The sequence below is a fragment of the Pseudarthrobacter sp. O4 genome (assembly GCF_050157025.1).
GTDB lineage: Bacteria > Actinomycetota > Actinomycetes > Actinomycetales > Micrococcaceae > Arthrobacter.
The window spans coordinates 1,483,811-1,508,285 of sequence record NZ_CP189591.1 but is presented as its reverse complement, the minus strand read 5'-3'; the positions used below and the strand labels follow the sequence as shown (position 1 = coordinate 1,508,285).

At 63.2% G+C, this 24,475-nt stretch carries 37 protein-coding genes; 33 read left to right on the top strand and 4 right to left on the bottom strand.

The features are described from left to right. The first annotated feature begins 7 nt into the window (after positions 1 to 7). Positions 8 to 133 (top strand): hypothetical protein, encoded by a 126-nt coding sequence (locus ACQCSU_RS06865; protein WP_426978980.1) that lies wholly within the window; start codon positions 8 to 10, stop codon positions 131 to 133. A 32-nt stretch (positions 134 to 165) separates the two neighbouring features. Here ACQCSU_RS06865 and ACQCSU_RS06860 read toward each other — a convergent pair whose 3' ends face one another. Then, positions 166 to 1,593 (bottom strand): GH1 family beta-glucosidase, encoded by a 1,428-nt coding sequence (locus ACQCSU_RS06860; RefSeq protein ID WP_426978978.1) that lies wholly within the window; start codon positions 1,591 to 1,593, stop codon positions 166 to 168. 440 nt (positions 1,594 to 2,033) lie between these two features. On the opposite strand from ACQCSU_RS06860, the gene rpsJ reads away from it, so the two are divergent. From rpsJ to truA, 31 genes are all read left to right on the top strand, one after another. Continuing rightward, positions 2,034 to 2,342 carry a 30S ribosomal protein S10 gene (gene rpsJ / locus ACQCSU_RS06855; RefSeq protein ID WP_024366135.1) on the top strand — a complete coding sequence of 103 codons (309 nt, stop codon included), beginning with the start codon at positions 2,034 to 2,036 and terminating at the stop codon, positions 2,340 to 2,342. Between the two features lie 17 nt (positions 2,343 to 2,359). Then, positions 2,360 to 3,010, top strand: a complete 651-nt coding sequence (gene rplC, locus ACQCSU_RS06850) for a 50S ribosomal protein L3 (RefSeq protein ID WP_003803812.1) — start codon at positions 2,360 to 2,362, stop codon at positions 3,008 to 3,010. A 4-nt stretch (positions 3,011 to 3,014) separates the two neighbouring features. After that, positions 3,015 to 3,638: a 50S ribosomal protein L4 gene (gene rplD / locus ACQCSU_RS06845; protein ID WP_354240725.1), complete on the top strand. Its 624-nt coding sequence runs from the start codon at positions 3,015 to 3,017 to the stop codon at positions 3,636 to 3,638. Next, positions 3,635 to 3,940 (top strand): 50S ribosomal protein L23, encoded by a 306-nt coding sequence (gene rplW, locus ACQCSU_RS06840; protein WP_024366132.1) that lies wholly within the window; start codon positions 3,635 to 3,637, stop codon positions 3,938 to 3,940. Before rplD ends, rplW begins: the two co-directional genes overlap by 4 nt. 29 nt (positions 3,941 to 3,969) lie before the next feature. After that, on the top strand, positions 3,970 to 4,809 hold the full coding sequence (rplB, locus tag ACQCSU_RS06835; protein WP_211876677.1) for a 50S ribosomal protein L2: 840 nt from the start codon (positions 3,970 to 3,972) through the stop codon (positions 4,807 to 4,809). 12 nt (positions 4,810 to 4,821) lie between these two features. Next, entirely contained in the window at positions 4,822 to 5,103 is a 282-nt protein-coding gene (rpsS, locus tag ACQCSU_RS06830; protein ID WP_120951155.1) for a 30S ribosomal protein S19, read from the top strand. Between the two features lie 38 nt (positions 5,104 to 5,141). Then, complete coding sequence (rplV, locus tag ACQCSU_RS06825; RefSeq protein ID WP_069949298.1) at positions 5,142 to 5,507, top strand: 50S ribosomal protein L22; 366 nt, start codon at positions 5,142 to 5,144, stop codon at positions 5,505 to 5,507. Continuing rightward, complete coding sequence (rpsC, locus tag ACQCSU_RS06820; RefSeq protein WP_426978976.1) at positions 5,508 to 6,353, top strand: 30S ribosomal protein S3; 846 nt, start codon at positions 5,508 to 5,510, stop codon at positions 6,351 to 6,353. Beyond that, on the top strand, positions 6,354 to 6,770 hold the full coding sequence (gene rplP / locus ACQCSU_RS06815) for a 50S ribosomal protein L16 (RefSeq protein WP_123257072.1): 417 nt from the start codon (positions 6,354 to 6,356) through the stop codon (positions 6,768 to 6,770). Positions 6,771 to 6,772: 2 nt separating this feature from the next. Continuing rightward, a complete protein-coding gene (rpmC, locus tag ACQCSU_RS06810; RefSeq protein WP_024366128.1) occupies positions 6,773 to 7,108 on the top strand; it encodes a 50S ribosomal protein L29 in 336 nt (111 codons plus the stop codon). Further along, positions 7,105 to 7,413 carry a 30S ribosomal protein S17 gene (rpsQ, locus tag ACQCSU_RS06805; RefSeq protein WP_426978974.1) on the top strand — a complete coding sequence of 103 codons (309 nt, stop codon included), beginning with the start codon at positions 7,105 to 7,107 and terminating at the stop codon, positions 7,411 to 7,413. The genes rpmC and rpsQ overlap by 4 nt, the downstream gene beginning before the upstream one ends. A 539-nt stretch (positions 7,414 to 7,952) precedes the next feature. After that, the gene (gene rplN, locus ACQCSU_RS06800; RefSeq protein ID WP_123257074.1) at positions 7,953 to 8,321 is read left to right on the top strand and encodes a 50S ribosomal protein L14; all 369 of its coding nucleotides are present in this window, start codon (positions 7,953 to 7,955) and stop codon (positions 8,319 to 8,321) included. A 3-nt stretch (positions 8,322 to 8,324) separates the two neighbouring features. Next, on the top strand, positions 8,325 to 8,684 hold the full coding sequence (gene rplX, locus ACQCSU_RS06795; RefSeq protein ID WP_056425237.1) for a 50S ribosomal protein L24: 360 nt from the start codon (positions 8,325 to 8,327) through the stop codon (positions 8,682 to 8,684). Then, complete coding sequence (gene rplE, locus ACQCSU_RS06790) at positions 8,684 to 9,265, top strand: 50S ribosomal protein L5 (RefSeq protein ID WP_018773672.1); 582 nt, start codon at positions 8,684 to 8,686, stop codon at positions 9,263 to 9,265. The genes rplX and rplE overlap by 1 nt, the downstream gene beginning before the upstream one ends. A 96-nt stretch (positions 9,266 to 9,361) precedes the next feature. Continuing rightward, the gene (rpsH, locus tag ACQCSU_RS06785; RefSeq protein ID WP_056425243.1) at positions 9,362 to 9,760 is read left to right on the top strand and encodes a 30S ribosomal protein S8; all 399 of its coding nucleotides are present in this window, start codon (positions 9,362 to 9,364) and stop codon (positions 9,758 to 9,760) included. A gap of 18 nt (positions 9,761 to 9,778) precedes the next feature. Further along, a complete protein-coding gene (rplF, locus tag ACQCSU_RS06780; RefSeq protein WP_120951143.1) occupies positions 9,779 to 10,315 on the top strand; it encodes a 50S ribosomal protein L6 in 537 nt (178 codons plus the stop codon). A gap of 2 nt (positions 10,316 to 10,317) precedes the next feature. Next, a complete protein-coding gene (gene rplR / locus ACQCSU_RS06775) occupies positions 10,318 to 10,701 on the top strand; it encodes a 50S ribosomal protein L18 (RefSeq protein ID WP_136321881.1) in 384 nt (127 codons plus the stop codon). Between the two features lie 26 nt (positions 10,702 to 10,727). Next, complete coding sequence (rpsE, locus tag ACQCSU_RS06770; protein WP_426978972.1) at positions 10,728 to 11,411, top strand: 30S ribosomal protein S5; 684 nt, start codon at positions 10,728 to 10,730, stop codon at positions 11,409 to 11,411. Between the two features lie 3 nt (positions 11,412 to 11,414). Beyond that, entirely contained in the window at positions 11,415 to 11,621 is a 207-nt protein-coding gene (gene rpmD / locus ACQCSU_RS06765) for a 50S ribosomal protein L30 (RefSeq protein ID WP_160664304.1), read from the top strand. After that, positions 11,622 to 12,116, top strand: a complete 495-nt coding sequence (gene rplO / locus ACQCSU_RS06760) for a 50S ribosomal protein L15 (RefSeq protein WP_011692793.1) — start codon at positions 11,622 to 11,624, stop codon at positions 12,114 to 12,116. It begins immediately after the preceding gene. 185 nt (positions 12,117 to 12,301) lie between these two features. After that, positions 12,302 to 13,612: a preprotein translocase subunit SecY gene (gene secY, locus ACQCSU_RS06755; RefSeq protein ID WP_426978970.1), complete on the top strand. Its 1,311-nt coding sequence runs from the start codon at positions 12,302 to 12,304 to the stop codon at positions 13,610 to 13,612. A 5-nt stretch (positions 13,613 to 13,617) separates the two neighbouring features. Continuing rightward, complete coding sequence (locus ACQCSU_RS06750) at positions 13,618 to 14,187, top strand: adenylate kinase (RefSeq protein ID WP_426979735.1); 570 nt, start codon at positions 13,618 to 13,620, stop codon at positions 14,185 to 14,187. A 114-nt stretch (positions 14,188 to 14,301) separates the two neighbouring features. Continuing rightward, positions 14,302 to 15,129: a type I methionyl aminopeptidase gene (map, locus tag ACQCSU_RS06745; RefSeq protein ID WP_426978969.1), complete on the top strand. Its 828-nt coding sequence runs from the start codon at positions 14,302 to 14,304 to the stop codon at positions 15,127 to 15,129. A 115-nt stretch (positions 15,130 to 15,244) separates the two neighbouring features. Beyond that, on the top strand, positions 15,245 to 16,270 hold the full coding sequence (locus tag ACQCSU_RS06740; RefSeq protein ID WP_426978968.1) for a P1 family peptidase: 1,026 nt from the start codon (positions 15,245 to 15,247) through the stop codon (positions 16,268 to 16,270). Between the two features lie 169 nt (positions 16,271 to 16,439). Continuing rightward, positions 16,440 to 16,661 carry a translation initiation factor IF-1 gene (gene infA, locus ACQCSU_RS06735; RefSeq protein WP_011775571.1) on the top strand — a complete coding sequence of 74 codons (222 nt, stop codon included), beginning with the start codon at positions 16,440 to 16,442 and terminating at the stop codon, positions 16,659 to 16,661. Positions 16,662 to 16,731: 70 nt separating this feature from the next. Next, the gene (gene rpmJ, locus ACQCSU_RS06730; RefSeq protein WP_009358722.1) at positions 16,732 to 16,845 is read left to right on the top strand and encodes a 50S ribosomal protein L36; all 114 of its coding nucleotides are present in this window, start codon (positions 16,732 to 16,734) and stop codon (positions 16,843 to 16,845) included. A gap of 174 nt (positions 16,846 to 17,019) precedes the next feature. Continuing rightward, positions 17,020 to 17,394, top strand: coding sequence for a 30S ribosomal protein S13 (rpsM, locus tag ACQCSU_RS06725; RefSeq protein ID WP_426978967.1), 375 nt, complete (start codon positions 17,020 to 17,022; stop codon positions 17,392 to 17,394). Positions 17,395 to 17,443: 49 nt separating this feature from the next. Beyond that, the gene (rpsK, locus tag ACQCSU_RS06720) at positions 17,444 to 17,845 is read left to right on the top strand and encodes a 30S ribosomal protein S11 (RefSeq protein ID WP_018773682.1); all 402 of its coding nucleotides are present in this window, start codon (positions 17,444 to 17,446) and stop codon (positions 17,843 to 17,845) included. A gap of 133 nt (positions 17,846 to 17,978) precedes the next feature. After that, complete coding sequence (locus ACQCSU_RS06715) at positions 17,979 to 18,989, top strand: DNA-directed RNA polymerase subunit alpha (RefSeq protein WP_024366109.1); 1,011 nt, start codon at positions 17,979 to 17,981, stop codon at positions 18,987 to 18,989. A gap of 77 nt (positions 18,990 to 19,066) precedes the next feature. Beyond that, entirely contained in the window at positions 19,067 to 19,741 is a 675-nt protein-coding gene (gene rplQ / locus ACQCSU_RS06710) for a 50S ribosomal protein L17 (RefSeq protein ID WP_426978965.1), read from the top strand. 33 nt (positions 19,742 to 19,774) lie between these two features. Then, positions 19,775 to 20,665 carry a tRNA pseudouridine(38-40) synthase TruA gene (gene truA / locus ACQCSU_RS06705; RefSeq protein ID WP_426978964.1) on the top strand — a complete coding sequence of 297 codons (891 nt, stop codon included), beginning with the start codon at positions 19,775 to 19,777 and terminating at the stop codon, positions 20,663 to 20,665. 27 nt (positions 20,666 to 20,692) lie between these two features. Here truA and ACQCSU_RS06700 read toward each other — a convergent pair whose 3' ends face one another. Further along, positions 20,693 to 21,916: an ATP-binding protein gene (locus ACQCSU_RS06700; protein ID WP_426978963.1), complete on the bottom strand. Its 1,224-nt coding sequence runs from the start codon at positions 21,914 to 21,916 to the stop codon at positions 20,693 to 20,695. Between the two features lie 244 nt (positions 21,917 to 22,160). Here ACQCSU_RS06700 and ACQCSU_RS06695 point away from each other — a divergent pair, with 244 nt between their 5' ends. Further along, on the top strand, positions 22,161 to 22,940 hold the full coding sequence (locus ACQCSU_RS06695) for a response regulator transcription factor (protein WP_426978962.1): 780 nt from the start codon (positions 22,161 to 22,163) through the stop codon (positions 22,938 to 22,940). On the opposite strand, the gene ACQCSU_RS06690 is transcribed toward ACQCSU_RS06695, so the two are convergent. After that, entirely contained in the window at positions 22,937 to 23,470 is a 534-nt protein-coding gene (locus tag ACQCSU_RS06690) for an Hpt domain-containing protein (RefSeq protein ID WP_426978961.1), read from the bottom strand. The two genes, ACQCSU_RS06695 and ACQCSU_RS06690, sit on opposite strands and share 4 nt — an antisense overlap. Positions 23,471 to 23,588: 118 nt before the next feature. Further along, positions 23,589 to 24,473 (bottom strand): type II secretion system F family protein, encoded by an 885-nt coding sequence (locus ACQCSU_RS06685; protein ID WP_426979734.1) that lies wholly within the window; start codon positions 24,471 to 24,473, stop codon positions 23,589 to 23,591. Positions 24,474 to 24,475: the final 2 nt, after the last annotated feature.

The window sequence follows — 24,475 nt, the reverse complement described above, 5'->3', positions numbered from 1 at the left end:
GTCCGGCATGGAATGGCTAATTTTCCTCGTGCTGGCGGTGGCCGTCGTCGCAGGTGTCTTCTGGGCAAGAAAGCATTTCCGCCAGGAAATCGAGCGTGCCAAGCGCATCAACCGCGCGAATAAGAACCAGTAGCACCCGCCCCCGGGAGGGCCCTGCGCTGCCGCTCAGCTCTTCCGGGCGCGGCTGAGCGCCTGATACCAGTAGTAGGAATCCTTGGGCGTGCGCTCCTGGGTGTCGAAGTCCACGTGGACCAGGCCGAAGCGCTGCGAGTAGCCTGCTGCCCATTCGAAGTTGTCCATCAGGGTCCAGACGTAGTAGCCCAGCAGTTCAACGTCCTCGGCGATGCCGCCGGGGCTTGTCGCTTCGAGGGCCTGGCTGAGGTGCGACGCAATGTAGCTGATCCGCTGGTTGTCCTGGATGGGCCCCGTGACATGGTCCGGTTCGGGGAAACTGGCGCCGCTTTCCGTGATGTACACCGGAGGCAGGGCCTCCTGGTACCGGTCTTTGAGTTCCCGCAGCAGAATCCCCAAGTGATCGGGGGCCACCGGCCAACCGAATCCGGTGGTTCCATTTTCAGGGTAGCCCACCTCGTGGAAGGGCAACCGCGCAACTTCCTTGTGGGTATTCGCCGGGATGGCTATCGCTCCGTGCCCCCAAGCGACCTTGACCGGGAAGTAGTAGTTGAGGCCGTAGAAGTCCAGGGGCTGGTGGATGGTCCTCAGGTCATCGTCGGAAATCCTGCCGAGTGAACGGAGCCACGGACGGGCCACTACGGGCAAGGAGGGATAGCGCCCGAGTAACACCGGATCCGCGTAGATCCTGTTCATGAGCAGGTCATAAAGCTTTGCCACGATCCTGTCCCGGGGCTTTCGGCTGGCCGGGCGGACGGGGGAGTGCAGATTCGTGACCCCCACGGCGCCCTTGACTCCTGCAGCACGCAGCGCCTGTACGGCCAGACCGTGGGCCAGAAGCTGATGGTGGATTGAAGGGACGGCGTCGAACATCAGGGTCTTCCCCGGCGCGTGGGTCCCCAAGGCATAGCCGTTGAGGGTCACGGAGACAGGTTCGTTGAGCGTAACCCATTGCGCCACGCGGTCACCGTAGCGTTGGCCGGCGGCGGCGCTGTACTCTGCGAAGCGTTCCGCCGTCGTGCGGTTCAGCCAGCCGCCGCGGTGCTCCAGGGGGAGCGGCGTGTCCCAATGGTAGAGGGTAGCCATGGGGGAGATGCCCGCCTCGAGCAGCTGGTCAATCAGCCGGTCGTAGAAATCGAGCCCCTCCTGGTTGAACGGACCGGTACCATCCGGCTGGATCCGCGGCCAGGAGATGGAGAAGCGGTAGGAGTCGATGCCGAGGTCACGCATCAGCTTGACGTCTTCCGGCGACCGGTTGTAGTGGTCACAGGCCACCGCGGGGGAGTGCCCGTCCACGATGCTGCCGGGCTTCTCGGCAAAGGCGTCCCAGCCGGAGGGGCCGCGGCCGCCTGCCGAGAGGGCGCCTTCGATCTGGAAGGCGGCGGAGGCCACTCCGAGTTTGAAATCGGGGCTCAGGCGCGCGGCAAGGGCCTGAACTGCAACAGAGTCCTGCACAGCCATGCCTCTATCATCCATTCGATAGTTGCTGAAGGCAATGAGCGGGCACTTTCGCCGCGCGATTTCCGCAGCGGTCCGGGGGCCGCCGACTTTGACTAGCCCTGCCTGATTCGCTTCTGTCCGATAATTCCGGCATACTAGATGAGTTGTTCAAGCGCTCCTTCGCGTCCCGATCCGGATAATGCCGGGTGTCAGGGTCCAGGTAGGAGACCAAACATAACCCACTCCCCATGGAACTGCGGACGAGTACGCGTGCAAACCGCGACACGCCCGACCGCGGGGGTCGGTTACGCCGGCAGGTTGAGGAACCCGGATTCTTCCGGATTCAGCTTGTGCGGCGGGTGGTAGTTACGACTTCAATTGCTTCGGCAGCCACATGCAACACGCAAGTAAACAGAGCAGCCCGAACTGGAGCAGCACTAACTGAAAGAGAGTCAGGCGACATGGCGGGACAAAAAATCCGCATCCGGCTGAAGTCATACGACCACGAGGTCATTGACTCTTCAGCACGGAAGATCGTTGAGACGGTCACGCGCGCAGGCGCCACGGTAGTCGGCCCTGTGCCGCTGCCGACGGAGAAGAACATCTACTGCGTTATCCGCTCTCCGCACAAGTACAAGGACAGCCGTGAGCACTTCGAAATGCGTACTCACAAGCGTCTGATCGACATCATCGACCCCACGCCCAAGGCTGTTGATTCGCTGATGCGTCTCGACCTGCCGGCCGACGTGAACATCGAAATCAAGCTGTAGGGAGGTGCTGAGAGACTATGACCGCAACCCGTAACGTAAAGGGCCTGCTGGGCACGAAGCTCGGCATGACCCAGGTCTGGGACGAGAACAACAAGCTCATCCCCGTCACTGTGGTCCAGGCTGACTCGAACGTCATCACGCAGCTGCGCAATGCAGAGACTGATGGCTATGTCGCCGTTCAGATCGGCTACGGCCAGATCGATCCCCGCAAGGTCACCAAGCCGCTGGCTGGTCACTTTGAAAAGGCAGGCGTCACGCCTCGCCGCCACGTCGTAGAACTGCGCACTGCAGATGCTGACTCTTACGAGCTGGGCCAGGAGCTCTCTGTTGAGCTCTTCGAAGCCGGCCAGAAGATCGACGTCGTTGGCACCACCAAGGGTAAGGGCTTCGCCGGTGTTATGAAGCGTCACGGCTTCCACGGCGTTGGAGCTTCCCACGGTGCCCACAAGAACCACCGTAAGCCCGGTTCTATCGGTGGCGCATCCACCCCGAGCCGCGTCTTCAAGGGCATGAAAATGGCCGGCCGCATGGGCGCCGTTCGTCACACCACGCTGAACCTCACGGTCCACGCGGTTGACGTCGAGAAGTCGCTGCTCCTGATCAAGGGCGCCGTTCCCGGCGCCCGCGGCCAGGTCGTACTCGTACGCACCGCCGTGAAGGGAGCCTAGTTCAATGACTAGCACTGTCAAGGTTGACCTGCCTGCAGAGATCTTCGACGTACAGACCAACGTGCCGCTGCTGCACCAGGTCGTCGTTGCCCAGCTCGCTGCTGCTCGCCAGGGTACCCACAAGACCAAGACCCGCGCCGAGGTTTCCGGTGCAGGTCGCAAGCCGTTCAAGCAGAAGGGCACCGGCCGCGCCCGTCAGGGTTCTATCCGTGCTCCTCACATGACCGGTGGTGGCGTTGTCCACGGCCCCACGCCGCGTGACTACAGCCAGCGCACCCCCAAGAAGATGATTGCTGCTGCACTGCGCGGCGCTCTCTCTGACCGCGCACGCAACGGCCGCATCCACGTTATTGCTGAACTGGTGGCCGGCACCAAGCCGTCCTCCAGCGCCGCACTGGCAACTCTGCGAGGTGTCTCCGAGCGTAAGAACCTGCTCGTCGTCATCGAGCGCGCCAACGATGTTGCTGCACTCTCCGTGCGCAACCTCACGGATGTTCACGTTCTGTACGCAGACCAGCTGAACACCTACGACGTACTCGTTTCCGATGACGTCGTCTTCACCAAGGCTGCCTACGAAGCATTCGTTGCTGACCGGGCAGTGGCAAAGAACGAGGAGGATGCCAAGTGAGTGCAGCCACCATCAAAGACCCGCGCGACGTCGTGCTTGCACCTGTCGTCTCGGAAAAGAGCTACGGCCTGATCGATGAGGGCAAGTACACCTTCCTGGTGGACCCCCGCTCGAACAAGACCGAGATCAAGCTGGCTGTGGAGAAGATTTTCTCCGTCAAGGTCGACTCGATCAACACCATCAACCGTGCCGGTAAGCGCAAGCGCACCAAATTCGGATGGGGTACCCGCAAGAACACCAAGCGTGCAATTGTGAGCCTCAAAGAAGGCACTATCGACATCTTCGGCGGTCCGCTCTCGTAGCGGAGACCACTTTAACGAGGAAATAAATTATGGGAATCCGTAAATATAAGCCGACTACCCCGGGCCGTCGCGGCTCGAGCGTAGCGGACTTCACTGAAATCACGCGGTCGACGCCGGAAAAGTCGTTGGTTCGTCCCCTCCCGAAAAAGGGTGGACGTAACAACACCGGCAAGATCACGACCCGTCACAAGGGTGGTGGCCACAAGCGCCAGTACCGTCTGATCGACTTCCGTCGCCACGACAAAGACGGCGTCAACGCCCGCGTTGCCGAAATCGAGTACGATCCGAACCGCACGGCTCGCATCGCCCTCCTGCACTACATTGATGGCACCAAGCGTTACATCATTGCCCCGAACAAGCTGGCCCAGGGTGACACGGTAGAGGCAGGTGCCGACGCTGACATCAAGCCCGGCAACAACCTTCCGCTGCGCAACATCCCGGTCGGTACCGTAATCCACGCAGTCGAACTGCGTCCGGGTGGCGGCGCCAAGATGGGCCGCTCCGCCGGCGCATCGATCCAGCTCGTGGCAAAGGAAGGCCGTTTCGCCCAGCTGCGTCTGCCTTCCGGCGAAATCCGCAACGTTGACGTGCGCTGCCGCGCAACCGTCGGCGAGGTCGGCAACGCCGAGCAGTCGAACATCAACTGGGGTAAGGCCGGCCGCATGCGCTGGAAGGGCGTCCGCCCGACCGTCCGTGGTGTCGCGATGAACCCGGTCGACCACCCCCACGGTGGTGGCGAGGGTAAGACGTCCGGTGGACGTCACCCCGTCAACCCGAACGGTAAGCGCGAAGGCCGCACCCGCCGTCCCAACAAAGAGAGCGACAAGCTTATTGTTCGTCGCCGTCGTACTGGCAAGAACAAGCGATAGGAGCCTGGACACATGCCACGCAGCCTGAAAAAAGGTCCTTTCGTTGACCAGCACCTCTTTGTGAAGGTAGCAAGGGAAAACGAAAAGGGCACCAAGAACGTCATCAAGACCTGGTCCCGCCGCTCGATGATCGTCCCCGACATGCTCGGCCACACGATCGCCGTGCACGACGGACGCAAGCACATCCCGGTGTTTGTCACCGAGTCGATGGTCGGGCACAAGCTCGGCGAATTCGCTCAAACGCGGACATTCCGCGGCCATGTCAAGGACGACCGTAAGGGCAAGCGCCGCTAGGCGCCTGCACTTACGTCATAGACGAGAGAAGGAAAGCAATGGAAGCCAAGGCAATTGCGCGTCATATCCGCGTAACGCCTATGAAGGCCCGGCGCGTCGTCAACCTTGTTCGTGGTAAGCAAGCGAATGAGGCTCTGGCAATTCTGAAGTTTGCCCCCCAGGCAGCTTCGGAGCCGGTATTCAAGGTAGTACAGTCAGCAATCTCCAACGCCCGGGTCCTCGCGGACCGCGACGGTGTGGCGTTTGACGAAGGTGACCTCATCATCAGCGAAATGTATGTTGATGAAGGCCCGACCATGAAGCGGTTCCAGCCGCGAGCCCAGGGTCGTGCATTTCAGATCAAGAAGCGCACGAGCCACATCACCGTGGTAGTTGCTACCCCGGAGAAAGAGGAGGCTCGCTAAGTGGGACAGAAAGTTAACCCGCACGGGTTCCGACTCGGCATCACCACCGATCACGTATCGCACTGGTTTGCTGACAGCACCAAGCCCGGCCAGCGGTACAAGGACTTCGTCCGCGAAGACATCCGTATCCGCCAGCTCATGTCCACGGGCATGGAGCGCGCCGGTATCGCCAAGGTTGAAATCGAGCGCACCCGCGACCGTGTCCGGGTGGATATCCACACGGCACGTCCGGGCATCGTCATCGGCCGCCGCGGTGCAGAAGCAGACCGCATCCGCGGCGAGCTCGAAAAGCTCACCGGCAAGCAGGTTCAGCTGAACATCCTCGAGGTCAAGAACCCCGAGATGGAAGCTCAGCTTGTTGCCCAGGGCGTTGCTGAGCAGCTGACTTCCCGCGTGGCTTTCCGCCGTGCGATGAAGAAGGCCATGCAGTCCGCACAGCGTGCCGGTGCCAAGGGCATCCGGATCGCTTGCTCGGGTCGACTGGGCGGCGCAGAAATGTCCCGCTCGGAGTTCTACCGCGAAGGCCGTGTGCCCCTGCACACCCTCCGCGCGAACATCGACTACGGCTTCTACGAGGCCAAGACCACCTTCGGCCGCATCGGCGTGAAGGTCTGGATCTACAAGGGTGACGTCACCGCCAAGGAACTGGCTCAGCAGGCAGCTGCTGCTCCGTCCCGCGGCCGTGGTGCCAGCGACCGCCCGGGCCGCCCGGGTGGCGCTGACCGTGGTGACCGCCGTCGTCGTAACGACCGCCCGGCCGAAGCAGCACCTGTTGCTGCCGAAGCTCCGGCTGTCGAAGCCGGTGCCGCAGGCACGGCGCAGTCAGTAGAAGGAGGACAGGCTTAAATGCTTATCCCACGTCGAGTCAAGCACCGTAAGCAGCACCACCCGGGTCGTTCCGGCGCTGCTACGGGCGGCACCAAGGTCTCCTTCGGTGAGTGGGGCATCCAGGCTCTGAGCCCGGCATACGTCACGAACCGTCAGATCGAATCTGCCCGTATTGCGATGACCCGCCACATCAAGCGTGGCGGCAAGGTCTGGATCAACATCTACCCGGACCGTCCGCTGACGAAGAAGCCTGCTGAAACCCGCATGGGTTCCGGTAAGGGTTCTCCGGAATGGTGGGTATCCAACGTCAAGCCGGGCCGGGTTCTCTTTGAGATCTCCGGTGTCGAGGAATCGGTAGCTCGCGAGGCCCTGCGCCTGGCAATCCACAAGCTCCCGTTGAAGGCACGCATTCTGCGTCGCGAAGGTGGTGAATAGAAATGTCAGTAGGATCCAAGGAACTTGCATCCGCACAGCTGGACGGTTTCGACAACGAGCGACTCGTTGAAGAACTCCGCAAGGCCAAGGAAGAGCTGTTCAACCTGCGTTTCCAGTCCGCCACCGGTCAGCTGGAGAACCACGGTCGGCTGCGCGCGGTAAAGAAGGACATCGCCCGCATCTACACCGTTCTCCGTGAGCGCGAGCTGGGCATTCGTGCCGAGGTTGCCGCACCGGTTGTGGAAGCCAAGGAAGAAAAGAAGTCCAAGAAGTCCGCAGCCAAGGCTGAGAAGGCTGAAAAGCCGGCCGAGGCTGAGACCGAGGAGGACGCCAAGTGAGTGAAAAGGACGAGAACGTGACGGAAACTGTTTCCGGCGCAGCTACGGCTGCCGAGCGCGGTGACCGTAAGACGAAGCGCGGCTATGTGGTCTCGGACAAGATGGAAAAGACCATCGTTGTCCAGGTCGAGGACCGTGTGAAGCACGCCCTCTACGGCAAGGTCCTTCGCCGCAACACGAAGATCAAGGCTCACGACGAAGAGAACAGCGCCGGCATCGGCGACCTCGTTCTCCTCGCCGAGACCCGCCCGCTTTCCGCTACCAAGCGGTGGCGCCTGGTGGAGATCCTCGAGAAGGCCAAGTAACACCTGCAGCCCCGCTGTCGGCGGATGCTGTCCAGATACCCCCGTTCCCTTCTGGGAGCGGGGGTTTCTGCGTCTTCCAGGGATGTGCCGGCGGGCTGGCCGCAAGCCCACGCCCGAGCGGGCACTTCGGGCCCCAAAAAAGCGACTTTCCGGGCGCCAAGTGTCCGTTCGCGCCATCGGCGTACGCGGGGGACGGGTGACGGGGGAGCGGGGTGACGCACGACGGCGGCCGGCCGGCACCGCAGTCGCCCCGGGCTGTGATATGGGACTGCGCCCAAACCATGCTAGGATATTGAGTTTGTATGGCGCCCTTCGTGCGCCGTCATATACCTCGTAAACAATCGTGCCACGGCATAGTGCCCCCTTGCGTCCCGACCTGTCGGGACTGGCCTGGGAAGCAAATGTTTTTGGCACGGGCGTTTAGGCCTGGTCTGGCAAAATCCAGGCAGGTCAAGAGACACCCCGATCAACCGTTCCGCAAGGCTCATTCCGTAGGAAGATTTTCGGTCTGAGAACCAGCGCGACGCAAGGAGTAAATAGTGATTCAGCAGGAGTCGCGACTCAAGATCGCCGACAACACGGGTGCTAAGGAAATTCTTACCATTCGCGTTCTCGGTGGATCTGGCCGTCGCTACGCAGGCATTGGCGACGTTATCGTCGCTACCGTCAAGGACGCAATTCCGGGCGGCAACGTAAAGAAGGGCGATGTCGTCAAGGCTGTCATCGTCCGTACCAAGAAGGAACGCCGCCGTGCGGATGGTTCCTATATCAAGTTTGACGAGAACGCAGCTGTGATCCTGAAGGCTGACGGTGACCCCCGCGGTACCCGTATCTTCGGACCGGTTGGTCGTGAACTTCGTGACAAGAAGTTTATGAAGATCGTTTCTCTGGCTCCGGAGGTGCTCTAGTCCATGGCTAAAATCAAAAAGGGTGACCTGGTACAGGTCATCACTGGCGCCAAGGCTGAGCGCGGCGGCGACAAGGGCAAGCAGGGCAAGGTTCTGCGTGTATTCCCGGAGACCAACCGCGTGTTGGTTGAAGGCATTAACCGCGTAACCAAGCACACCAAGGTCGGTCAGTCGCAGCGCGGCACCAAGACCGGTGGCATCGAGGTCGTCGAGGCTACGATCCACATCTCCAACGTGGCTCTGGTTGACCCGTCCACCAAGAAGCCCACCCGCGTCGGTTTCCGCACCGAGACCGTTGAGCGCGATGGCGTGAAGCGTGAAGTGCGTGTCCGCGTGGCCAAGAGCTCCGGGAAGGACATCTAATGACTGAGACTCTCGAGACTCCGGCAAGCAAGATCGTTCCTCGTCTGAAGACCAAGTACGCGGATTCAATCAAGAACACGCTGACTGAGGAATTCAAGTACCAGAACGTCAACCAGGTTCCCCGCCTGGTGAAGGTCGTTGTGAACATGGGTGTTGGAGATGCCGCCAAGGACTCCAAGCTGATCGACGGCGCTGTCCGTGATCTGACCCTGATCACCGGCCAGAAGCCGCAGGTAACCAAGGCCCGCAAGTCGATCGCACAGTTCAAGCTGCGCGAAGGCATGCCGATCGGTGCACACGCAACTCTGCGTGGGGACCGCATGTGGGAATTCCTGGACCGTCTGGTCACGCTGGCTCTGCCGCGTATCCGTGACTTCCGTGGCCTCAGCGGCAAGCAGTTCGACGGCAACGGCAACTACACCTTCGGTCTGACCGAGCAGGTTATGTTCCACGAGATCGACCAGGATTCCATCGACCGCGTACGCGGCATGGACATCACTGTCGTGACCACTGCCAAGACCGACGACGAAGGCCGCGCGCTGCTCAAGGCGCTTGGCTTCCCGTTCAAGACCGAAGATTAATCTAGCTACGTAAAAGGTCCGTCCGCGCTGAGCCCGAATTATTTTCGGGACAAGCAGCACGGCGGAAACCGTTATGAGGAAGGGCAAGAGCCCACCATGACAATGACAGATCCCGTCGCAGACATGCTTACGCGTCTGCGCAACGCAAACTCGGCATACCACGATTCCGTGTCTATGCCGTACAGCAAGCTCAAGGCACGCGTTGCCGACATCCTGAAGGCTGAAGGTTACATCGCCTCCTGGAAAGAAGAAGACGCTGAAGTCGGCAAGAAGCTGACTCTCGAGCTCAAGTTCGGTCCGAACCGCGAGCGTTCAATCGCTGGTGTTCGTCGTATTTCCAAGCCGGGACTGCGCGTTTACGCAAAGTCCACCAACCTGCCGCACGTGCTCGGTGGCCTGGGTGTCGCAATCCTGTCCACCTCTTCCGGCCTCTTGACTGACAAGCAGGCCGGCAAGAAGGGCGTGGGCGGCGAAGTCCTCGCTTACGTCTGGTAACGGGAAAGGAAGAGAATAATGTCACGTATTGGACGTCTCCCCATCACCGTTCCTGCCGGCGTTGAGGTCAAGGTTGACGGCTCTGTCGTCAGCGTCAAGGGTTCCAAAGGCGAGCTGAGCCACACTGTGCCCAGCCCGATCGAGGTATCCCTGGAAGAAGGCACCCTGACTGTCGCCCGCCCGAACGACGAGCGCGCCTCACGTTCGTTGCACGGCCTGACCCGCACCCTGATCGCGAACATGATCCAGGGTGTCACCGCAGGCTACGAGAAGAAGCTTGAAATCGTCGGTACCGGTTACCGCGTTCAGGCTAAGGGTTCTGACCTGGAGTTCGCTCTGGGCTACAGCCACCCGGTCAACGTCTCGGCACCGAACGGCATCACCTTTGCAGTTGAGACCCCGACCAAGCTCTCTGTTTCAGGTATCTCCAAGCAGCAGGTCGGCGAGGTTGCTGCCAACATTCGCAAGCTGCGGAAGCCGGACCCCTACAAGGGCAAGGGCATCCGCTACGCAGGCGAAGTCATCCGCCGCAAGGTCGGAAAGGCTGGTAAGTAACCATGGCGATCGCAATTAACAAGAAGCGTACGAACAAGAGCAAGTCTGCCCAGCGCAGCCGCCGCCAGCTTCGTATCCGCAAGCGCATCTCCGGAACGGCTGTACGTCCTCGTCTGGTCGTCAACCGTTCCGCACGCCACATCTTCGTCCAGGTTGTCGATGACACCAAGGGCCTGACTGTAGCGAGCGCCTCCACCTTGGAAGCCGACCTTCGTGCCTTCGACGGTGACAAGACCGCCAAGGCCAAGCGCGTTGGCGAACTGGTTGCCGGGCGTGCCAAGGCTGCTGGTATCGAAGCAGTTGTCTTCGACCGCGGTGGTAACAAGTACCACGGCCGGATCGCCGCCGTCGCTGACGGCGCACGTGAAGGTGGGCTGTCACTGTGACCGAAAATAACGAAAAGGACATTCAGGTGACTGAAGCTGTAGCTGCTCCGGCAACTGAGACCGCTGCGCCTGCTACCACTGACGACCGCCGTGGTGGCGCTGCTCGTCGTGGCGAGCGTGGCGACCGCGGCCAGGGCCGTGGCGACCGTGGTGGCCGTGGTGGCCGCGATGGTGGCCGCGAAGCCGAAAAGAGCCAGTTCGTAGAGCGCGTCGTAACCATCAACCGTGTTTCCAAGGTCGTCAAGGGTGGTCGTCGCTTCAGCTTCACCGCCCTCGTCGTCGTCGGTGACGGCAACGGTATGGTCGGCGTCGGCTACGGCAAGGCCAAGGAAGTTCCTGCCGCCATCGCGAAGGGCGTCGAAGAGGCCAAGAAGTCCTTCTTCCGCGTTCCCCGCATCGGCAGCACCATCCCGCACCGTGTTCAGGGTGAAGCCGCCGCAGGCGTCGTCATGCTGCGTCCGGCTTCCGCCGGTACCGGTGTTATTGCCGGCGGTCCGGTCCGTGCAGTCCTGGAGTGCGTGGGCATCCACGACATCCTCTCCAAGTCGCTCGGTTCCTCCAACGCCATCAACATCGTTCACGCGACCGTTGACGCGCTGAAGCGCCTCGAAGAGCCGGCAGCAGTGGCAGCACGCCGCGGCCTCCCGCTCGACGAGATCGCTCCGCCGGCAATGGTGAAAGCGCTTTTGAACCAGAAGGCAGGTGTCTGAGTTATGGCTAAGAACGTGCTTGTCTCCGACGCACAGTTGGAGATCACTCAGATCAAGTCCGCCATTGGCGGCAAGCAGAACCAGCGCGACACCCTGCGGTCCCTCGGCCTGAAGCGGATCGGGCACACCGTTGTCCGCACCGCCGACGCCGTGACCGTCGGAATGCTCAACACGGTTCCGCACCTGGTAAAGGTAGAGGAGGCGAAGTAAATGGCAGAGAAGAACACCGCCGAAAAGGCACAGGGCGCCGCTGCTGAGAAGCAGAACGCGCTGAAGGTTCACCACCTGCGTCCCGCCCCGGGTGCCAAGACCGCCAAGACCCGTGTTGGTCGTGGTGAAGGTTCCAAGGGTAAGACCGCCGGTCGCGGTACCAAGGGTACGAAGGCCCGTTACCAGATCAAGGCTGGCTTTGCCGGCGGCCAGCTGCCGCTGCACATGCGCCTGCCGAAGCTGCGCGGCTTCAAGAACCCGTTCCGGGTTGAGTACCAGGTCGTAAACCTGGACAAGCTCAACGAGCTGTTCCCGGAAGGTGGCGCAGTCACCGTGGAGAACCTGGTCGAAAAGGGTGCCGTTCGTAAGAACCAGCCCGTCAAGGTGCTGGGCACCGGCGACATCACCGTCAAGGTTGACGTCACCGTCCACGCATTCTCGGCCAGCGCCGCAGAAAAGATTGCCGCAGCAGGCGGAAGCACCACCGCCCTCTAACGAGGCGGCGGGGCAACAGCCCGTTGTTGAAACTCCCGGTACCCGGGGCTCAGGCCCCGGTGCCGGGAGTTTTTTTGATTTTCGGGCCCTGCCGATTGCCCGCAGGGCGCATCCACCCGTTAGACTCGGTTGTTGGCTTCATTTGACCTGTCTCACACGACTTTACTTATTCATCAGGAGGACGCTTGCTTAGCGCATTTGGCCGGGCCTTTCGCACGCCTGATCTGCGACGCAAGTTGTTGTTCACGCTGGGAATCATCACAATCTTCCGCTTGGGTGCCTTCATCCCCTCGCCTGGTGTGAACTACCAGAATGTCCAGCAATGCTTGCAGAACGGTCAGACCACAGGCGGTATCTACCAGCTCGTCAACCTGTTCAGCGGCGGTGCGTTGCTGCAGGTCTCGATCTTCGCCCTCGGGATCATGCCGTACATCACGGCGAGCATCATCGTGCAGCTGCTCCGGGTGGTCATTCCCCGGTTCCAGATCCTCTATGAGGAAGGCGCCTCCGGTCAGTCGAAGCTGACGCAGTACACGCGCTACCTCACGATCGCCCTTGGCCTGCTGAACGCGACGACACTGGTGTCCCTGGCCCGTTCCGGCCAGTTGCTGCCGAACTGCCAGTTGCCGATCATCCCGGACACGAGCATCGTCACCACGATCCTGATCATCATCACGCTGACGGCCGGCACCGGCCTGATCATGTGGATGGGCGAACTCGTCACCGAAAAGGGCGTGGGCAACGGCATGTCGCTGCTCATCTTCACGTCCATTGCCGCAGGGTTCCCGGGATCGCTCGGCGCGATCTGGACCTCGCAGGGCCCGGGCACCTTCTTCATGGTCCTTGTTATCGGCCTGATTACCGTGGCCCTCGTGGTCTTCGTGGAGCAGTCCCAGCGCCGCATCCCGGTGCAGTACGCCAAGCGGATGATCGGCCGCCGCACCGTGGGCGGCACCAGCACGTACATCCCGATCAAGGTGAACATGGCCGGCGTCGTGCCCGTCATCTTCGCTTCCTCCATGCTGTACCTGCCGGGCCTGATCTCCCAGTTCAACCAGCCGAAGCCCGGCGAGCCGATCGCGCCCTGGGTTGAGTGGATCAACAACAACCTGACCCGCGGCGACCACCCGATCTACATGGCGCTCTACTTCGCCATGATTGTGTTCTTCACTTACTTCTATGTTGCGATCACTTTCAACCCTGAAGAAGTTTCTGACAACATGAAGAAGTACGGCGGCTTCATTCCGGGTATCCGTGCCGGTAAGCCGACCGCGGACTACCTGCAGTATGTGCTTTCCAGGATCACCCTGCCCGGTGCCATGTACCTGGGCTTTGTGGCACTGATCCCGCTGGTCGCACTGGTGCTGATCAATGCCAACCAGAACTTCCCGTTCGGTGGCACCTCGATCCTGATCATGGTCGGCGTAGGTTTGGAGACCGTCAAGCAGATTGACGCGCAGCTACAGCAGCGTCACTACGAAGGGCTTTTGCGATGACGAGAATGTTGATTATCGGACCTCCCGGATCCGGCAAGGGAACGCAGGCGGAACGCATTTCGGAGCGCCTCGGCGTCGTTGCGATCTCCACCGGCGACATCTTCCGTGCCAACGTCAAGGGTGAGACGCCGTTGGGCCTCGAAGCCAAGAAGTACATGGACGCGGGCGACTTCGTTCCGGACAGCGTGACGAACAAGATGGTCCGCGACCGCCTCAGCGAGGACGACGTCGAAAACGGCTTCCTGCTGGACGGCTACCCCCGCACCACCGCGCAGGTGGACTACCTCGACAACATCCTTGCCGACGGCGACGAGAAGCTCGACGTCGTCCTGCAGCTCACGGCCGATGACGAGGAACTCGTCGCCCGCCTCCTGGGCCGTGCCAAGGAAACCGGCCGCAGCGATGACAACGAGGCCGTCATCCGCCACCGCCTTGACCTGTACCACGGCCAGACGGAAGCGGTGGTCGCCAAGTACGCCGACCGCGGCATCCTCACCCAGGTCGACGGCATCGGCGGCATGGATGAGGTCACCGACCGCGTCATGCAGGCCATCAAAGAGGCCCAGTCGGCCTGAGCCAGGCATTCGACCTTTGAGGCCCCTCCCGGACCACCGGGAGGGGCCTCAGCCATTTGGCCGCACGCAGCCCCAGCCGGCAAGCAGCGCGGCTCCACTGAAAGGAAGCAGCAGATGGCCTTCGGCCAGCCCCGCATCGAATACAAGACCAACGCCCAGATGCGCACCATGCACGAGTCCGGGCTGGTGCTCAGCCGCGCCCTCGATGCTGCGGTGGCGGCAGCCGTGCCCGGAAAGACCACCCGGGACCTCGACTCCGTGTTCGCTGCCGTCCTCCAGGATGCCGGGGCCACGTCCAACTTCCTCGGCTACCACGGCTTTCCGGCCACCATCTGCACCTCGGTCAACGAGGAAGTGGTGCACGGCATACCGGGGGACCGGGTGCTGCACGACGGCGACATCATCTCGATTGACGGCGGGGCGATCCTGGACGGCTGGCACTCCGACTCGGCCCGGACTGTGATCGTCGGGACCGCCGATCCGGAAGACCAGCGGCTCTCCGACGTTACGGAAGCGGCGATGTGGCACGGCATTGCCGCCCTCGCCACCGGCAAGTTTGTCGGGGACATCGGCTGTGCCGTGGATGACTACGTCTCCTCCGTCCCGGGGAAGCCGCTGGGGATCCTGGAGGACTATGTGGGCCACGGGATCGGCTCGGAGATGCACATGGCCCCGGACGTGCCGAACTACCGGACCGGCCACCGCGGACCGAAGATCCGGCCCGGCTTGTGCCTCGCGATCGAACCCATGCTGGTGCGCGGAAGCATCGACACGGCCGTCCTGGATGATGACTGGACCGTGGTCACCACCGACGGCACACGATCCTGCCAGTGGGAGCACTCCGTGGCGGTCCACGAGAAGGGCATCTGGGTACTCTCGGCTCCGGACGGGGGAGCCGCGCAGCTGGCACCCCTCGGCGTCGTGCCGGTCCCGCTTCCCTGACGGCGCGCCATCCGCCTAAGTAGCCCGCATTTGTTGTCGTTATGAGCGCCCATAACGACAACAACTGCGGGTCAGTTGGGGGCTCCGACGGTCAGATGGGGGAGCACAATGGAGCATGACTGCGATTACCGATGTGCCGGGAGTACGGGTGGGGCATGCCACGAAAACCGGGGGCGGCTGGCAGAGCGGAGTGACCGTGGTGCTGCCCCCGCCCGGGACAGTCGGTTCCGTGGATGTGCGCGGCGGCGGCCCGGGAACACATGAGACCGACGCGCTGGACCCCACCACGTTGACGTCCCTGGTCGATGCCGTGGTGCTCACCGGCGGCAGTGCTTACGGACTGGTGGCGGCCCATGGCGCCCAGCGCTGGTGCGAGGAGGACGGCCGTGGCTTCCCCGTGAAGGGCGGCGTGGTCCCGATCGTGCCGGCGGCCGCGATCTTCGATCTCGGCCGCGGAGGGGACTTCACTGCCCGGCCGGATGCCGCCATGGGCTACGCCGCCACCGCAGATGCCGCCTCTCGCGAGAACGGGCACGACGTCGAACGCGGCAACGTCGGTGCCGGCACCGGAGCGGCAATCGGCCGGGGGACGTACAAGGGGGGAGTCGGCACCGCCTCCATCACCCTCGAGAACGGGGTTGTAGTGGGGGCGATCGCTGTGGTGAACGCGCTGGGACTCCCGTATGGCACATCGCCGCAACGGGTGGAACCCGGCAGCGTGCGTCTAAGCGAGGAACGAGCGAGCACGCCGAGGGTTTCGGCCGCTGCGGCGGAAGCCGCCACCGGTGCGCAGAGGGTTTCGGAGCAGCCGCCCCTCAACACAACCCTCGTCGTCGTCGCCACCAGCGCCGTCTTGGACAAGGCCGAGTGCAAGCGGACGGCGTCGGCCGCGCATGCCGGGCTGGCCCGGGCCCTGGACCCGAGCCACACCCTGGCGGACGGGGACACGGTCTTCTGCCTCGCCACCGGCGCGATCGCGCTCGACCGCAGCAGCGAAGCCGCCCGGCAGGTGAGTCTCATCACCCTGCAGAGTGCGGCAGCCGACGTCGTACGCCTGGCCATCCTCGACGGGATCGCCAGCGCCGAGCCTGTGAGCACTCCGGACGGCGATTTTCGTGCATACGGCGACGTTGTGCGCTAACATTGCTGGATTTAACATCCGTCCCGAAATGGCGTAGTGTTGTCTGTTGGTTGTCTGCCCTGTTGTGCCCTTTTGTGGGCCGGGAGGCATCAGCCAATCAATCAAAAACGTCCGCGGTCATTTTCGGTGCAAACCGGAGGGCTGTGGCAAACAACAGTTAGCGGAGGGTATGGCCAAGAAGGACGGGGTCATTGAGATCGAGGGCGTTGTGACTGAGGCGCTGCCTAACGCGATGTTTCGCGTTGAGCTCACCAACAAGCACGTCGTTCTGGCACACATCTCTGGAAAGATGCGCCAGCACTACATCAGGATTCTCCCTGAGGACCGGGTAGTGGTGGAGCTGAGCCCGTACGACCTGACACGTGGTCGTATCGTCTACCGCTACAAGTAAACACTGGGCGGCCAGAGCATTCAGCCGAAGGCCGGTCCAGTTGACCAACTGCAACACGCAAAGGAATGCCATGAAGGTCAAGCCGAGCGTCAAGCAGATCTGCGAAAAGTGCAAAGTGATCCGCCGTAATGGCCGGGTCATGGTGATCTGCGAGAACCCGCGCCACAAGCAGCGCCAGGGCTAATTTCCCTTTCGGGAAAACCCTGGGTTGCTAACCCACGCAAGTAAATAAAGGCAGCACAAGCTGATCTGGGACATATGGGCCCGTACAGCTAACCCCCGGTCGGAGGCTGGGGCCGCACGGAATGTGCGGGTGTACTGCCTACGACCTCCGGTTTATTCAAGGAGCACTGCCACTATGGCTCGTCTCGCTGGCGTAGACATTCCCCGCGAAAAGCGGTTGGAAATTGCGCTTACTTACATCTACGGCGTGGGCAAGACCCGTGCACACGAAACCCTGGCTGCCACCGGCATCAGCGCCGACGTTCGGGTCAAGGACCTGTCCGACACCGAGCTGGTCCAGCTGCGTGACTACATTGAAGGCAACTACAAGGTTGAGGGTGACCTTCGCCGCGAGGTAGCCGCCGACATCCGCCGCAAGGTTGAGATCGGCAGCTACGAAGGCCTGCGCCACCGCAAGGGCCTGCCCGTACGCGGACAGCGTACGAAGACCAACGCACGTACCCGCAAGGGCCCGAAGCGTACCGTCGCCGGCAAGAAGAAGACCCGTTAATCCCCCGGGATTAGCTCGTCTTCCCCGATAACTTTCTGTAGGAGAAAAAATGCCCCCGAAGACTCGTGGCGCGGTTCGCAAGCCGCGTAAGAAGGACAAGAAGAATATCGCGCTGGGCCAGGCGCACATCAAGAGCACCTTTAACAACACCATCGTGTCCATCACGGATCCGAACGGTGCTGTCATCTCCTGGGCTTCGTCCGGCGAGGTTGGCTTCAAGGGCTCGCGTAAGTCCACCCCGTTCGCTGCCCAGATGGCCGCCGAAGCCGCCGCAAAGCGTGCACAGGAGCACGGTATGCGCAAGGTCGACGTATTCGTCAAGGGACCGGGTTCCGGACGCGAAACCGCCATCCGTTCACTGCAGGCCGCTGGCCTCGAGGTTGGATCCATCCAGGATGTAACCCCCAGCGCCCACAACGGCTGCCGTCCGCCCAAGCGCCGCCGCGTCTAAGGCTTTCCAGCGCTCAGGAGCTTGCCCGGACCCTCACCGGTCCGGGCAGGCCCAGCCGCGTTAAGTCGTCAGACCGATCTTTCCACCACCTGTGTTGCGTCATATAGCGGATGCTCGCCGAAAGGAAACCTAAGTGCTCATTGCACAGCGCCCCACCCTCTCCGAAGAGGTCGTCTCCGATAACCGCTCCCGTTTCATCATTGAACCGCTGGAGCCGGGCTTTGGTTACACCCTCGGAAACTCCCTCCGCCGTACCCTGCTCTCCTCCATCCCCGGTGCCTCTGTCACGAGCATCCGGATCGATGGCGTGCTGCACGAGTTCACCACGGTTCCGGGTGTCAAGGAAGATGTCACTGAGATCATCCTGAACATCAAGAACCTGTCGGTCTCCTCCGAGCACGATGAGCCGGTTGTTGCGTACCTGCGCAAGCAGGGCCCGGGAGTCGTCACCGCCGCGGACATCGCTCCGCCGGCCGGCGTCGAATTCCACAACCCGGATCTGCACATTGCCACGCTGAACTCGAAGGGCAAGTTCGAGCTCGAACTGACCATCGAGCGCGGCCGCGGCTACGTTTCGGCAGCCCAGAACAAGTCCGGCGATTCCGAGATCGGCCGCATTCCGGTCGACTCGATCTACTCGCCGGTCCTGAAGGTCACCTTCCGCGTGGAAGCCACCCGTGTTGAGCAGCGCACTGACTTCGACAAGCTCATTGTCGACGTCGAGACCAAGCAGGCCATCGCCCCGCGCGATGCCGTTGCTTCGGCAGGTACCACCCTGGTGGAACTGTTCGGTCTGGCCCGCGAGCTGAACACCGCAGCTGAAGGTATCGAGATTGGCCCGTCGCCGACGGATGCTGCCCTGGCAGCGGACATGGCCCTGCCGATCGAGGATCTGGACCTCACCGTCCGTTCCTACAACTGCCTCAAGCGTGAGGGCATCCACACCGTGGGTGAACTCGTGGCTCGCTCCGAGGCTGACCTCATGGACATCCGTAACTTCGGTGCGAAGTCCATTGATGAGGTCAAGGCAAAGCTGGTTGAACTGGGCCTGTCCCTCAAGGACTCACCTCCCGGTTTTGACCTCGCAGCACGCGCCGCCGCAATTGAAGAGGACGACGCCGCGTTCAGCGACGACGAACTCTAACAAACAGATCTTGGCCGGCTGGCTGGACGCACCACGGTGTGCGCAGCCCACTGGCTTCCATATGAGGAGAAACTATTATGCCTACCCCCGCTAAGGGTCCGCGCCTCGGAGGCGGAGCGGCTCACGAGCGTCTTATGCTCGCGAACCTGTCCGCCGCACTGTTCGAGCACAAGCGGATCACCACCACGGTGACCAAGGCCAAGCGACTGAAGCCGTACGCCGAGCGCCTGGTGACTTTCGCCAAGCGTGGCGACCTGGCTTCCCGCCGCCGTGTACTCGGCCTGATCAGCAACAAGGGCATCGTCCACGAGCTGTTCACCGACATTGCACAGGCAGTGGAGAACCGCGACGGCGGCTACACCCGCATCACCAAGATCGGCAACCGCAAGGGCGACAACGCTCCCATGGCTGTCATCGAACTGGTTCTTGAGCCGGTTTCCGCTAAGCAGGCCGTTGTAGCCGAGGCCACGAAGGCTGCCGCAAAGGCTGCCCCGGTTGCCGAGGAAGCTCCCGCCGAAGCTGAGGTTGCAGAGTCCAAGTACGCCGGTTCCAAGCCTGCTACTGCTGACAACGCTGCTCCTGAGGGCTTCGAGGTCAAGGGCAACGAGGACTCCATGAAGTTCCACGTTCCCGGCTCGCGCTGGTACGACTCGACGATCGCCGAAGTCTGGTTCGACTCTGCTGAGTCTGCACAGGCTGCCGGCTTCGCACCTGCCGGCGGCGACGCTGCGCAGGAAGTTGAAGCTGAATAGGTCTGGCTGTTTCGTCGCAGTAGACTTGTGTCTATGAGTGACCGAAAACCCGCTGCCCCCGTTAGAGGGGGCGGCGGGTTTTTGCGTATCCGGCTTGATCTTGCGTACGACGGCGGCCCGTTCAGCGGCTGGGCCGTCCAGCCCGGACGGCGCACCGTCCAGGGCACGCTGGAAGAGGCCCTGGCGATGCTGATCCGCCGCCCGATCCGGGTCACGGTCGCGGGGCGGACGGACGCCGGTGTCCACGCACGCGGCCAGGTGGTCCATCTGGGGCTCAGCGAAACCGAGTGGATGGGCCTGAACCGCGGCGTTGAACTGGATCCCGCTGTTGCGCTGCTGCGCCGCCTGCGCGGCTCCCTCAGCCGGGTGCTGGGGGAGCTTACCGGGGCGATCGAGGTCCACAACGTGAGTATGGCTCCGGAAGGCTTCGACGCCCGGTTCTCCGCACTCTGGCGCCGCTACAGCTACCGGATCGCGGACGGACCGGCCCTGTGGGATCCGCTGGGCCGCACCTCGACCCTGTGGCACAAGGAGCGGCTCGACGTCGAGCCGATGAATGAGGGAGCCTCCGAGCTGCTCGGGCTGCAGGATTTCCGATCCTATTGCAAGCCCCGGGAGGGCGCCACCACCATCCGGGAGTTGCAGCGCTTTGAGTTTGCCCGCGGTTCCGACGGGGTCATCGTTGCCACCGTCCAGGCCGACGCGTTCTGCCACAACATGGTGCGCTCCCTGGTGGGCTCGGCGTTGTTCGTGGGCGAGGGCGTGGAAGCCCCGGGATGGCTGCTGCAGAGGCTGCTGGCGCGCCAGCGGGACGCCAAGTCCGTGCTGGCCGCCCCGCACCCGCTGGTGCTGGAGGAAGTGGCCTACCCCTCCGACGCCGGGCTGCTGGCACGGGCCGAGCTGACCCGGGCATTGCGCCAGTAGGGTCCTGCTGGGTGGTACTGGCTCCTGCTAGGAGGCGGGCGGGCCAGCCTGCGCGGGAAGCTCCAGCGTGAACGTGCTCCCGCGGCCGGGGCAGGTGCTGCACGAAATGGTTCCGCCGTGACGCTCGACGATTGCCTTGGTGATCGAGAGCCCGAGTCCGGCCCCGGGAATGGATCCTTCCCGCACCGCCGGGCTCCGGTAGAAGCGGGTGAAGACCCTCTCGGCGTCGGTAACGGTCATGCCCATTCCGTCATCTTGAACCTGAAGGCGCACCCTGCCCCCCTCGGTGCTGGCGGAGACCCTCACGGTGCCGCCGCCCGGCGAGTACTTGATGGCGTTGGATACGAGGTTGTCCAGCGCCTGGCTGATCCGCAGCGGATCCACGTGTGCCCACAGAGGTTCCGGAACGTCCATAGACAGCGAGACCTGCGAGGACTGGGCGTGGGCGTGGGCCGAGCCGAGGCTGGCTTCCACGAGGCCGGCCAAATCCGTCCGCCGGGGGTGGACGTGGACAGCAGTGTTGGCGGACATCAGCAGATCGGAGACGAGCGCCAGCAGCCGCTCAGCGTTCCGTTGCGCCACCTCGATGCGGCGGACGGCAGCCCCGGACAGCTCCTCCGAGTCACTGAGGGCCAGGTCCAGGTTGCCAATGATCGAGGTCAGCGGGGTACGGAACTCGTGCGAGACGGTGGAGACAACATCGTCCTTGGCGGCCAGCGCCTCCATCAGCCCCGTCACCTCGTTGAACAGGACCACGGCGCCGCCGGGACCGCCGTGGCCGTCCGTCAGCGGCCGGGCCCCGGTGGAGACCACCCTCCCCCCAGGCGCCTCGCCAAAGCACACGAGGTAGTCCGCAAAGGACTCCCCGGCTGCCGCGCGCCGGATGGGACGCCGGTCGAGGGGGAGTGGTGCCGCCTGAGCGTGACCGGCGAGGAGCAGTTCCGCTTCCGGCGCCGGGGAAGGACAGCCTGCGGGTGCCGCGGAGGCCTCCAGCTCAGACTGCCAGCTGTTCGTCAGGATGCGGCGGCCGGTTGCGTCGAGGGCTACGATGCCGACGTCGATCGTGTCCAGGATCATGCTGAGCAGGCGTTCGCGTTCCCGGCTTTCCGCGAGAAGCGACTCCAGCCCGGCTTCCCGGGCCTGGCTCCGTCTCCGCTGGCTGCGCAGCCGCCACCGCAGGAACAGCGCTGCCAGTGTCAGCGCGATCAGCAGAACCGCGGTCGAAATCAAGACGACGGGAAAAACCGCCATCACATTGCCTGCGCCCTGAACCAGTTGTTGTTCACCCAATGAAGCAGCGCCCCTTCCTCGCTGCTTCATTTTTACACCCGGTGTCACACAAACTTGACATAAAACTAAGTAATGTGGCTCCTGTTTCTGCGCCAGAGCCATATTTGTGCGCCGGGGTGGGTATTCTGACGATACCGATGCGGGCTGGCCGAGAAGTTGGTGCACCGGCATTGGGTAGCGAAGAGCACCAGACATGAGGGGGGCCATGACTGACCTGGGAGTCGCCGTCGTAGTCGAGGACGACGAAGACGTACGCAATCTTGTCGAAGCCGTGCTGAGCCAGGCGGGATTCGAAGTCCATTCTGCAGCCGGCGGGCGGGAAGGGGTGGACGTCGTTCGGAGCCGGGACGCCAGCGTCGTGACGTTGGATGTGGGTCTGCCCGACATCGACGGCTACGAAGTGCTGCGCCAGATCCGGCAGTTCAGCGACGCCTACGTCGTCATGCTGACCGCCCGGACCGATGAGCTCGATACCCTGACCGCGCTGCATACCGGCGCGGATGATTTCCTCAGCAAACCGTTCCGGCCCCGCGAACTGCGCGCCCGGGTGGCGGCGATGATGCGGCGGCCACGCCAGGACGCCACCGGCGTTGCGCCCGGCGACGCGCTCGTTCCGGGCCTGGAAGCCGCCGTCAGCGCCGCGGCGGTGAACGATTCAGTGCTCCGGCACAACGGGCTGGCCTTGAATCCGGACACCCGTTCGGTAACGGTGGACGGCTCGGCCGCGACTCTGACCCGAAGCGAATTCGACCTTCTGCACGCCTTGTTGAAGGGTGCCGGTGCCGTCCGGTCCAAGACCGAGCTGGTCCGGGTGGTGCGGGGTGACTACTACCGTGCGGACGCGTACATCAGCGAATCCGATGAACGGGCGGTGGAGGTCCACATCGGAAACCTCCGGCGGAAGCTGGGGGAGGACCCGCTGGACCCGCGTTGGCTGCAGACCGTCCGCGGTGTGGGTTACCGGCTGGCGCCGGAGCGAGTTTAGCTTTCCCAGAGCACGTAGCTGAACTGCAGTTCGTCCACGGTCTCGCTGCCGCGTTCCGCCACGTCCCCCAGGAGGGACCGTGCCCGGTCCATGTCGTCTCCCCGGACGGCTTCCTCAAGCTCCCCGGCGAGCTGGGCCAGGCGGACACCGCCCACCATCACGGAGGACGTCTTCAGGCTCAGCACCGCGTCAAGGGCTGCCGCCTGGTCACCGCGGGCCAGGGCCGAGGACAGGGAACCGTAGCGCTGCTGCCACATCTTCGCGTAGTCCCGGGCGAAGCCCTTGGCGACGGCGGGGCTGTCCAGCTGGACACCCAGTTCCTGGAGCGCCGACGGATCCACGAGCAGTGGCGCCGCCGCGGGCCCCGGCACCGTCGTGGGACCCGGCACCGTCGTGGGACCCGGCACCGTCGTGGGACCCGGCACCGTCGTGGGACCCGGCGGAGCAGTAAGGCCCGCGCCGCCGGGAGAGGCCTCGGGGGAGAGGGCAGCGCTCGCGTCTCCGTCGTCTGGGGCACCTAAGAAGGACATGCGACCACGCTACTGCCTGCCCCGGACGATGCTTCGCGCCCCGGGCTTTCCTGCGGAAACCTTTCGGCTTTCCTTGTGGCAATCCGCGCCCGGCCGCCCGGCCGCCGGGCGTCCCGGCCTACTGGCCACTGAAGGTGGCGATTGCGTTGATCACGGCAGGGCCAAGGATGGCGATGAAGAGCACCGGGAAGATGAAGAAGAGCAGCGGGAACAAGATGGTGACGGGCAGCTTCATCGCCTTTTCCTCGGCCCGTTGCCGGCGCTTGACCCGCATGACTTTGGCCTGGATCCGGAGGACCCGGCTGATGGCGATGCCGTAGGTGTCCGCCTGGATCACCGCCTGGACGAAGCTGCGCAGCTCCGGGATGCTCGTCCGCTCGGACAGCGCCAGGTAAGATTCGCGGCGGCTCCTGCCCACCTGCATGTCCTGCAGGGTCCGGACCAGTTCCTCCGCGAGGGGGCCCTTGCCGTTTTCGCCCGCCCTCGCCATCGCGCCTTCGAAGCCCAGGCCGGCCTCCACCGAGATCAGCATCTGGTCCAGGGTGTTGGCCAGCTCCAGCTGCATGATCTTTTGGCGCTCCTGGCCTTTGCTGTAGAGCAGGAGGTCAGGGATGAAGTAGCCCAGCAGTACTACAAAGACCCCCACCAGCTTGAGCATCGGCGTCGGAGAGTTGGCGCTGATGTAAAAGCCCAGCAATGCGCCGCTCAGGCCAAGAAGCGGCTTGGCCGCGAGCACCCGTCCCAGCGGCAGCGACGCGGGGCGTCCGGCGAGGGACAGCAGCTTGTCGAGTTTGCGGACATACCCGGCGGGCGTCAGCCGGTAGCCGATCCGCTCCAGCAGGTTGCTGCGTTTCCGCTCCCCGAGCCCGGCAGTGTCCGCGCCGAGCGCGAGCATCCCCCGGATGGCCCGCTGCGATTTCCGGTCCACGGACAGCAGGGACCATCCGAGATAGCCCAGCGGCAGGGACACCAGCAGGAGGGCAAGAAGCACCACAGGACCCATCA

Coding starts and splice junctions, on each gene's coding strand:
- rplB (WP_211876677.1), top strand. CDS start 3,970: ATGGGAATCCGTAAATATAAGCCGACTACCCCGGGCCGTCGCGGCTCG.
- ACQCSU_RS06685 (WP_426979734.1), bottom strand. CDS start 24,473: ATGGGTCCTGTGGTGCTTCTTGCCCTCCTGCTGGTGTCCCTGCCGCTG.
- rpmC (WP_024366128.1), top strand. CDS start 6,773: ATGTCAGTAGGATCCAAGGAACTTGCATCCGCACAGCTGGACGGTTTC.
- rpsS (WP_120951155.1), top strand. CDS start 4,822: ATGCCACGCAGCCTGAAAAAAGGTCCTTTCGTTGACCAGCACCTCTTT.
- ACQCSU_RS06860 (WP_426978978.1), bottom strand. CDS start 1,593: ATGGCTGTGCAGGACTCTGTTGCAGTTCAGGCCCTTGCCGCGCGCCTG.
- rplD (WP_354240725.1), top strand. CDS start 3,015: ATGACTAGCACTGTCAAGGTTGACCTGCCTGCAGAGATCTTCGACGTA.
- rplR (WP_136321881.1), top strand. CDS start 10,318: ATGGCGATCGCAATTAACAAGAAGCGTACGAACAAGAGCAAGTCTGCC.
- ACQCSU_RS06700 (WP_426978963.1), bottom strand. CDS start 21,916: ATGGCGGTTTTTCCCGTCGTCTTGATTTCGACCGCGGTTCTGCTGATC.
- rplF (WP_120951143.1), top strand. CDS start 9,779: ATGTCACGTATTGGACGTCTCCCCATCACCGTTCCTGCCGGCGTTGAG.
- ACQCSU_RS06740 (WP_426978968.1), top strand. CDS start 15,245: ATGACTGCGATTACCGATGTGCCGGGAGTACGGGTGGGGCATGCCACG.
- ACQCSU_RS06865 (WP_426978980.1), top strand. CDS start 8: ATGGAATGGCTAATTTTCCTCGTGCTGGCGGTGGCCGTCGTCGCAGGT.
- rplE (WP_018773672.1), top strand. CDS start 8,684: ATGACTGAGACTCTCGAGACTCCGGCAAGCAAGATCGTTCCTCGTCTG.
- rpmD (WP_160664304.1), top strand. CDS start 11,415: ATGGCTAAGAACGTGCTTGTCTCCGACGCACAGTTGGAGATCACTCAG.
- truA (WP_426978964.1), top strand. CDS start 19,775: ATGAGTGACCGAAAACCCGCTGCCCCCGTTAGAGGGGGCGGCGGGTTT.
- rplP (WP_123257072.1), top strand. CDS start 6,354: ATGCTTATCCCACGTCGAGTCAAGCACCGTAAGCAGCACCACCCGGGT.
- ACQCSU_RS06750 (WP_426979735.1), top strand. CDS start 13,618: ATGTTGATTATCGGACCTCCCGGATCCGGCAAGGGAACGCAGGCGGAA.
- rplX (WP_056425237.1), top strand. CDS start 8,325: ATGGCTAAAATCAAAAAGGGTGACCTGGTACAGGTCATCACTGGCGCC.
- ACQCSU_RS06695 (WP_426978962.1), top strand. CDS start 22,161: ATGACTGACCTGGGAGTCGCCGTCGTAGTCGAGGACGACGAAGACGTA.
- rplV (WP_069949298.1), top strand. CDS start 5,142: ATGGAAGCCAAGGCAATTGCGCGTCATATCCGCGTAACGCCTATGAAG.
- rpsJ (WP_024366135.1), top strand. CDS start 2,034: ATGGCGGGACAAAAAATCCGCATCCGGCTGAAGTCATACGACCACGAG.
- rpsM (WP_426978967.1), top strand. CDS start 17,020: ATGGCTCGTCTCGCTGGCGTAGACATTCCCCGCGAAAAGCGGTTGGAA.
- ACQCSU_RS06690 (WP_426978961.1), bottom strand. CDS start 23,470: ATGTCCTTCTTAGGTGCCCCAGACGACGGAGACGCGAGCGCTGCCCTC.
- rplC (WP_003803812.1), top strand. CDS start 2,360: ATGACCGCAACCCGTAACGTAAAGGGCCTGCTGGGCACGAAGCTCGGC.
- rplO (WP_011692793.1), top strand. CDS start 11,622: ATGGCAGAGAAGAACACCGCCGAAAAGGCACAGGGCGCCGCTGCTGAG.
- rplQ (WP_426978965.1), top strand. CDS start 19,067: ATGCCTACCCCCGCTAAGGGTCCGCGCCTCGGAGGCGGAGCGGCTCAC.
- map (WP_426978969.1), top strand. CDS start 14,302: ATGGCCTTCGGCCAGCCCCGCATCGAATACAAGACCAACGCCCAGATG.
- rpsK (WP_018773682.1), top strand. CDS start 17,444: ATGCCCCCGAAGACTCGTGGCGCGGTTCGCAAGCCGCGTAAGAAGGAC.
- rpmJ (WP_009358722.1), top strand. CDS start 16,732: ATGAAGGTCAAGCCGAGCGTCAAGCAGATCTGCGAAAAGTGCAAAGTG.
- infA (WP_011775571.1), top strand. CDS start 16,440: ATGGCCAAGAAGGACGGGGTCATTGAGATCGAGGGCGTTGTGACTGAG.
- rpsH (WP_056425243.1), top strand. CDS start 9,362: ATGACAATGACAGATCCCGTCGCAGACATGCTTACGCGTCTGCGCAAC.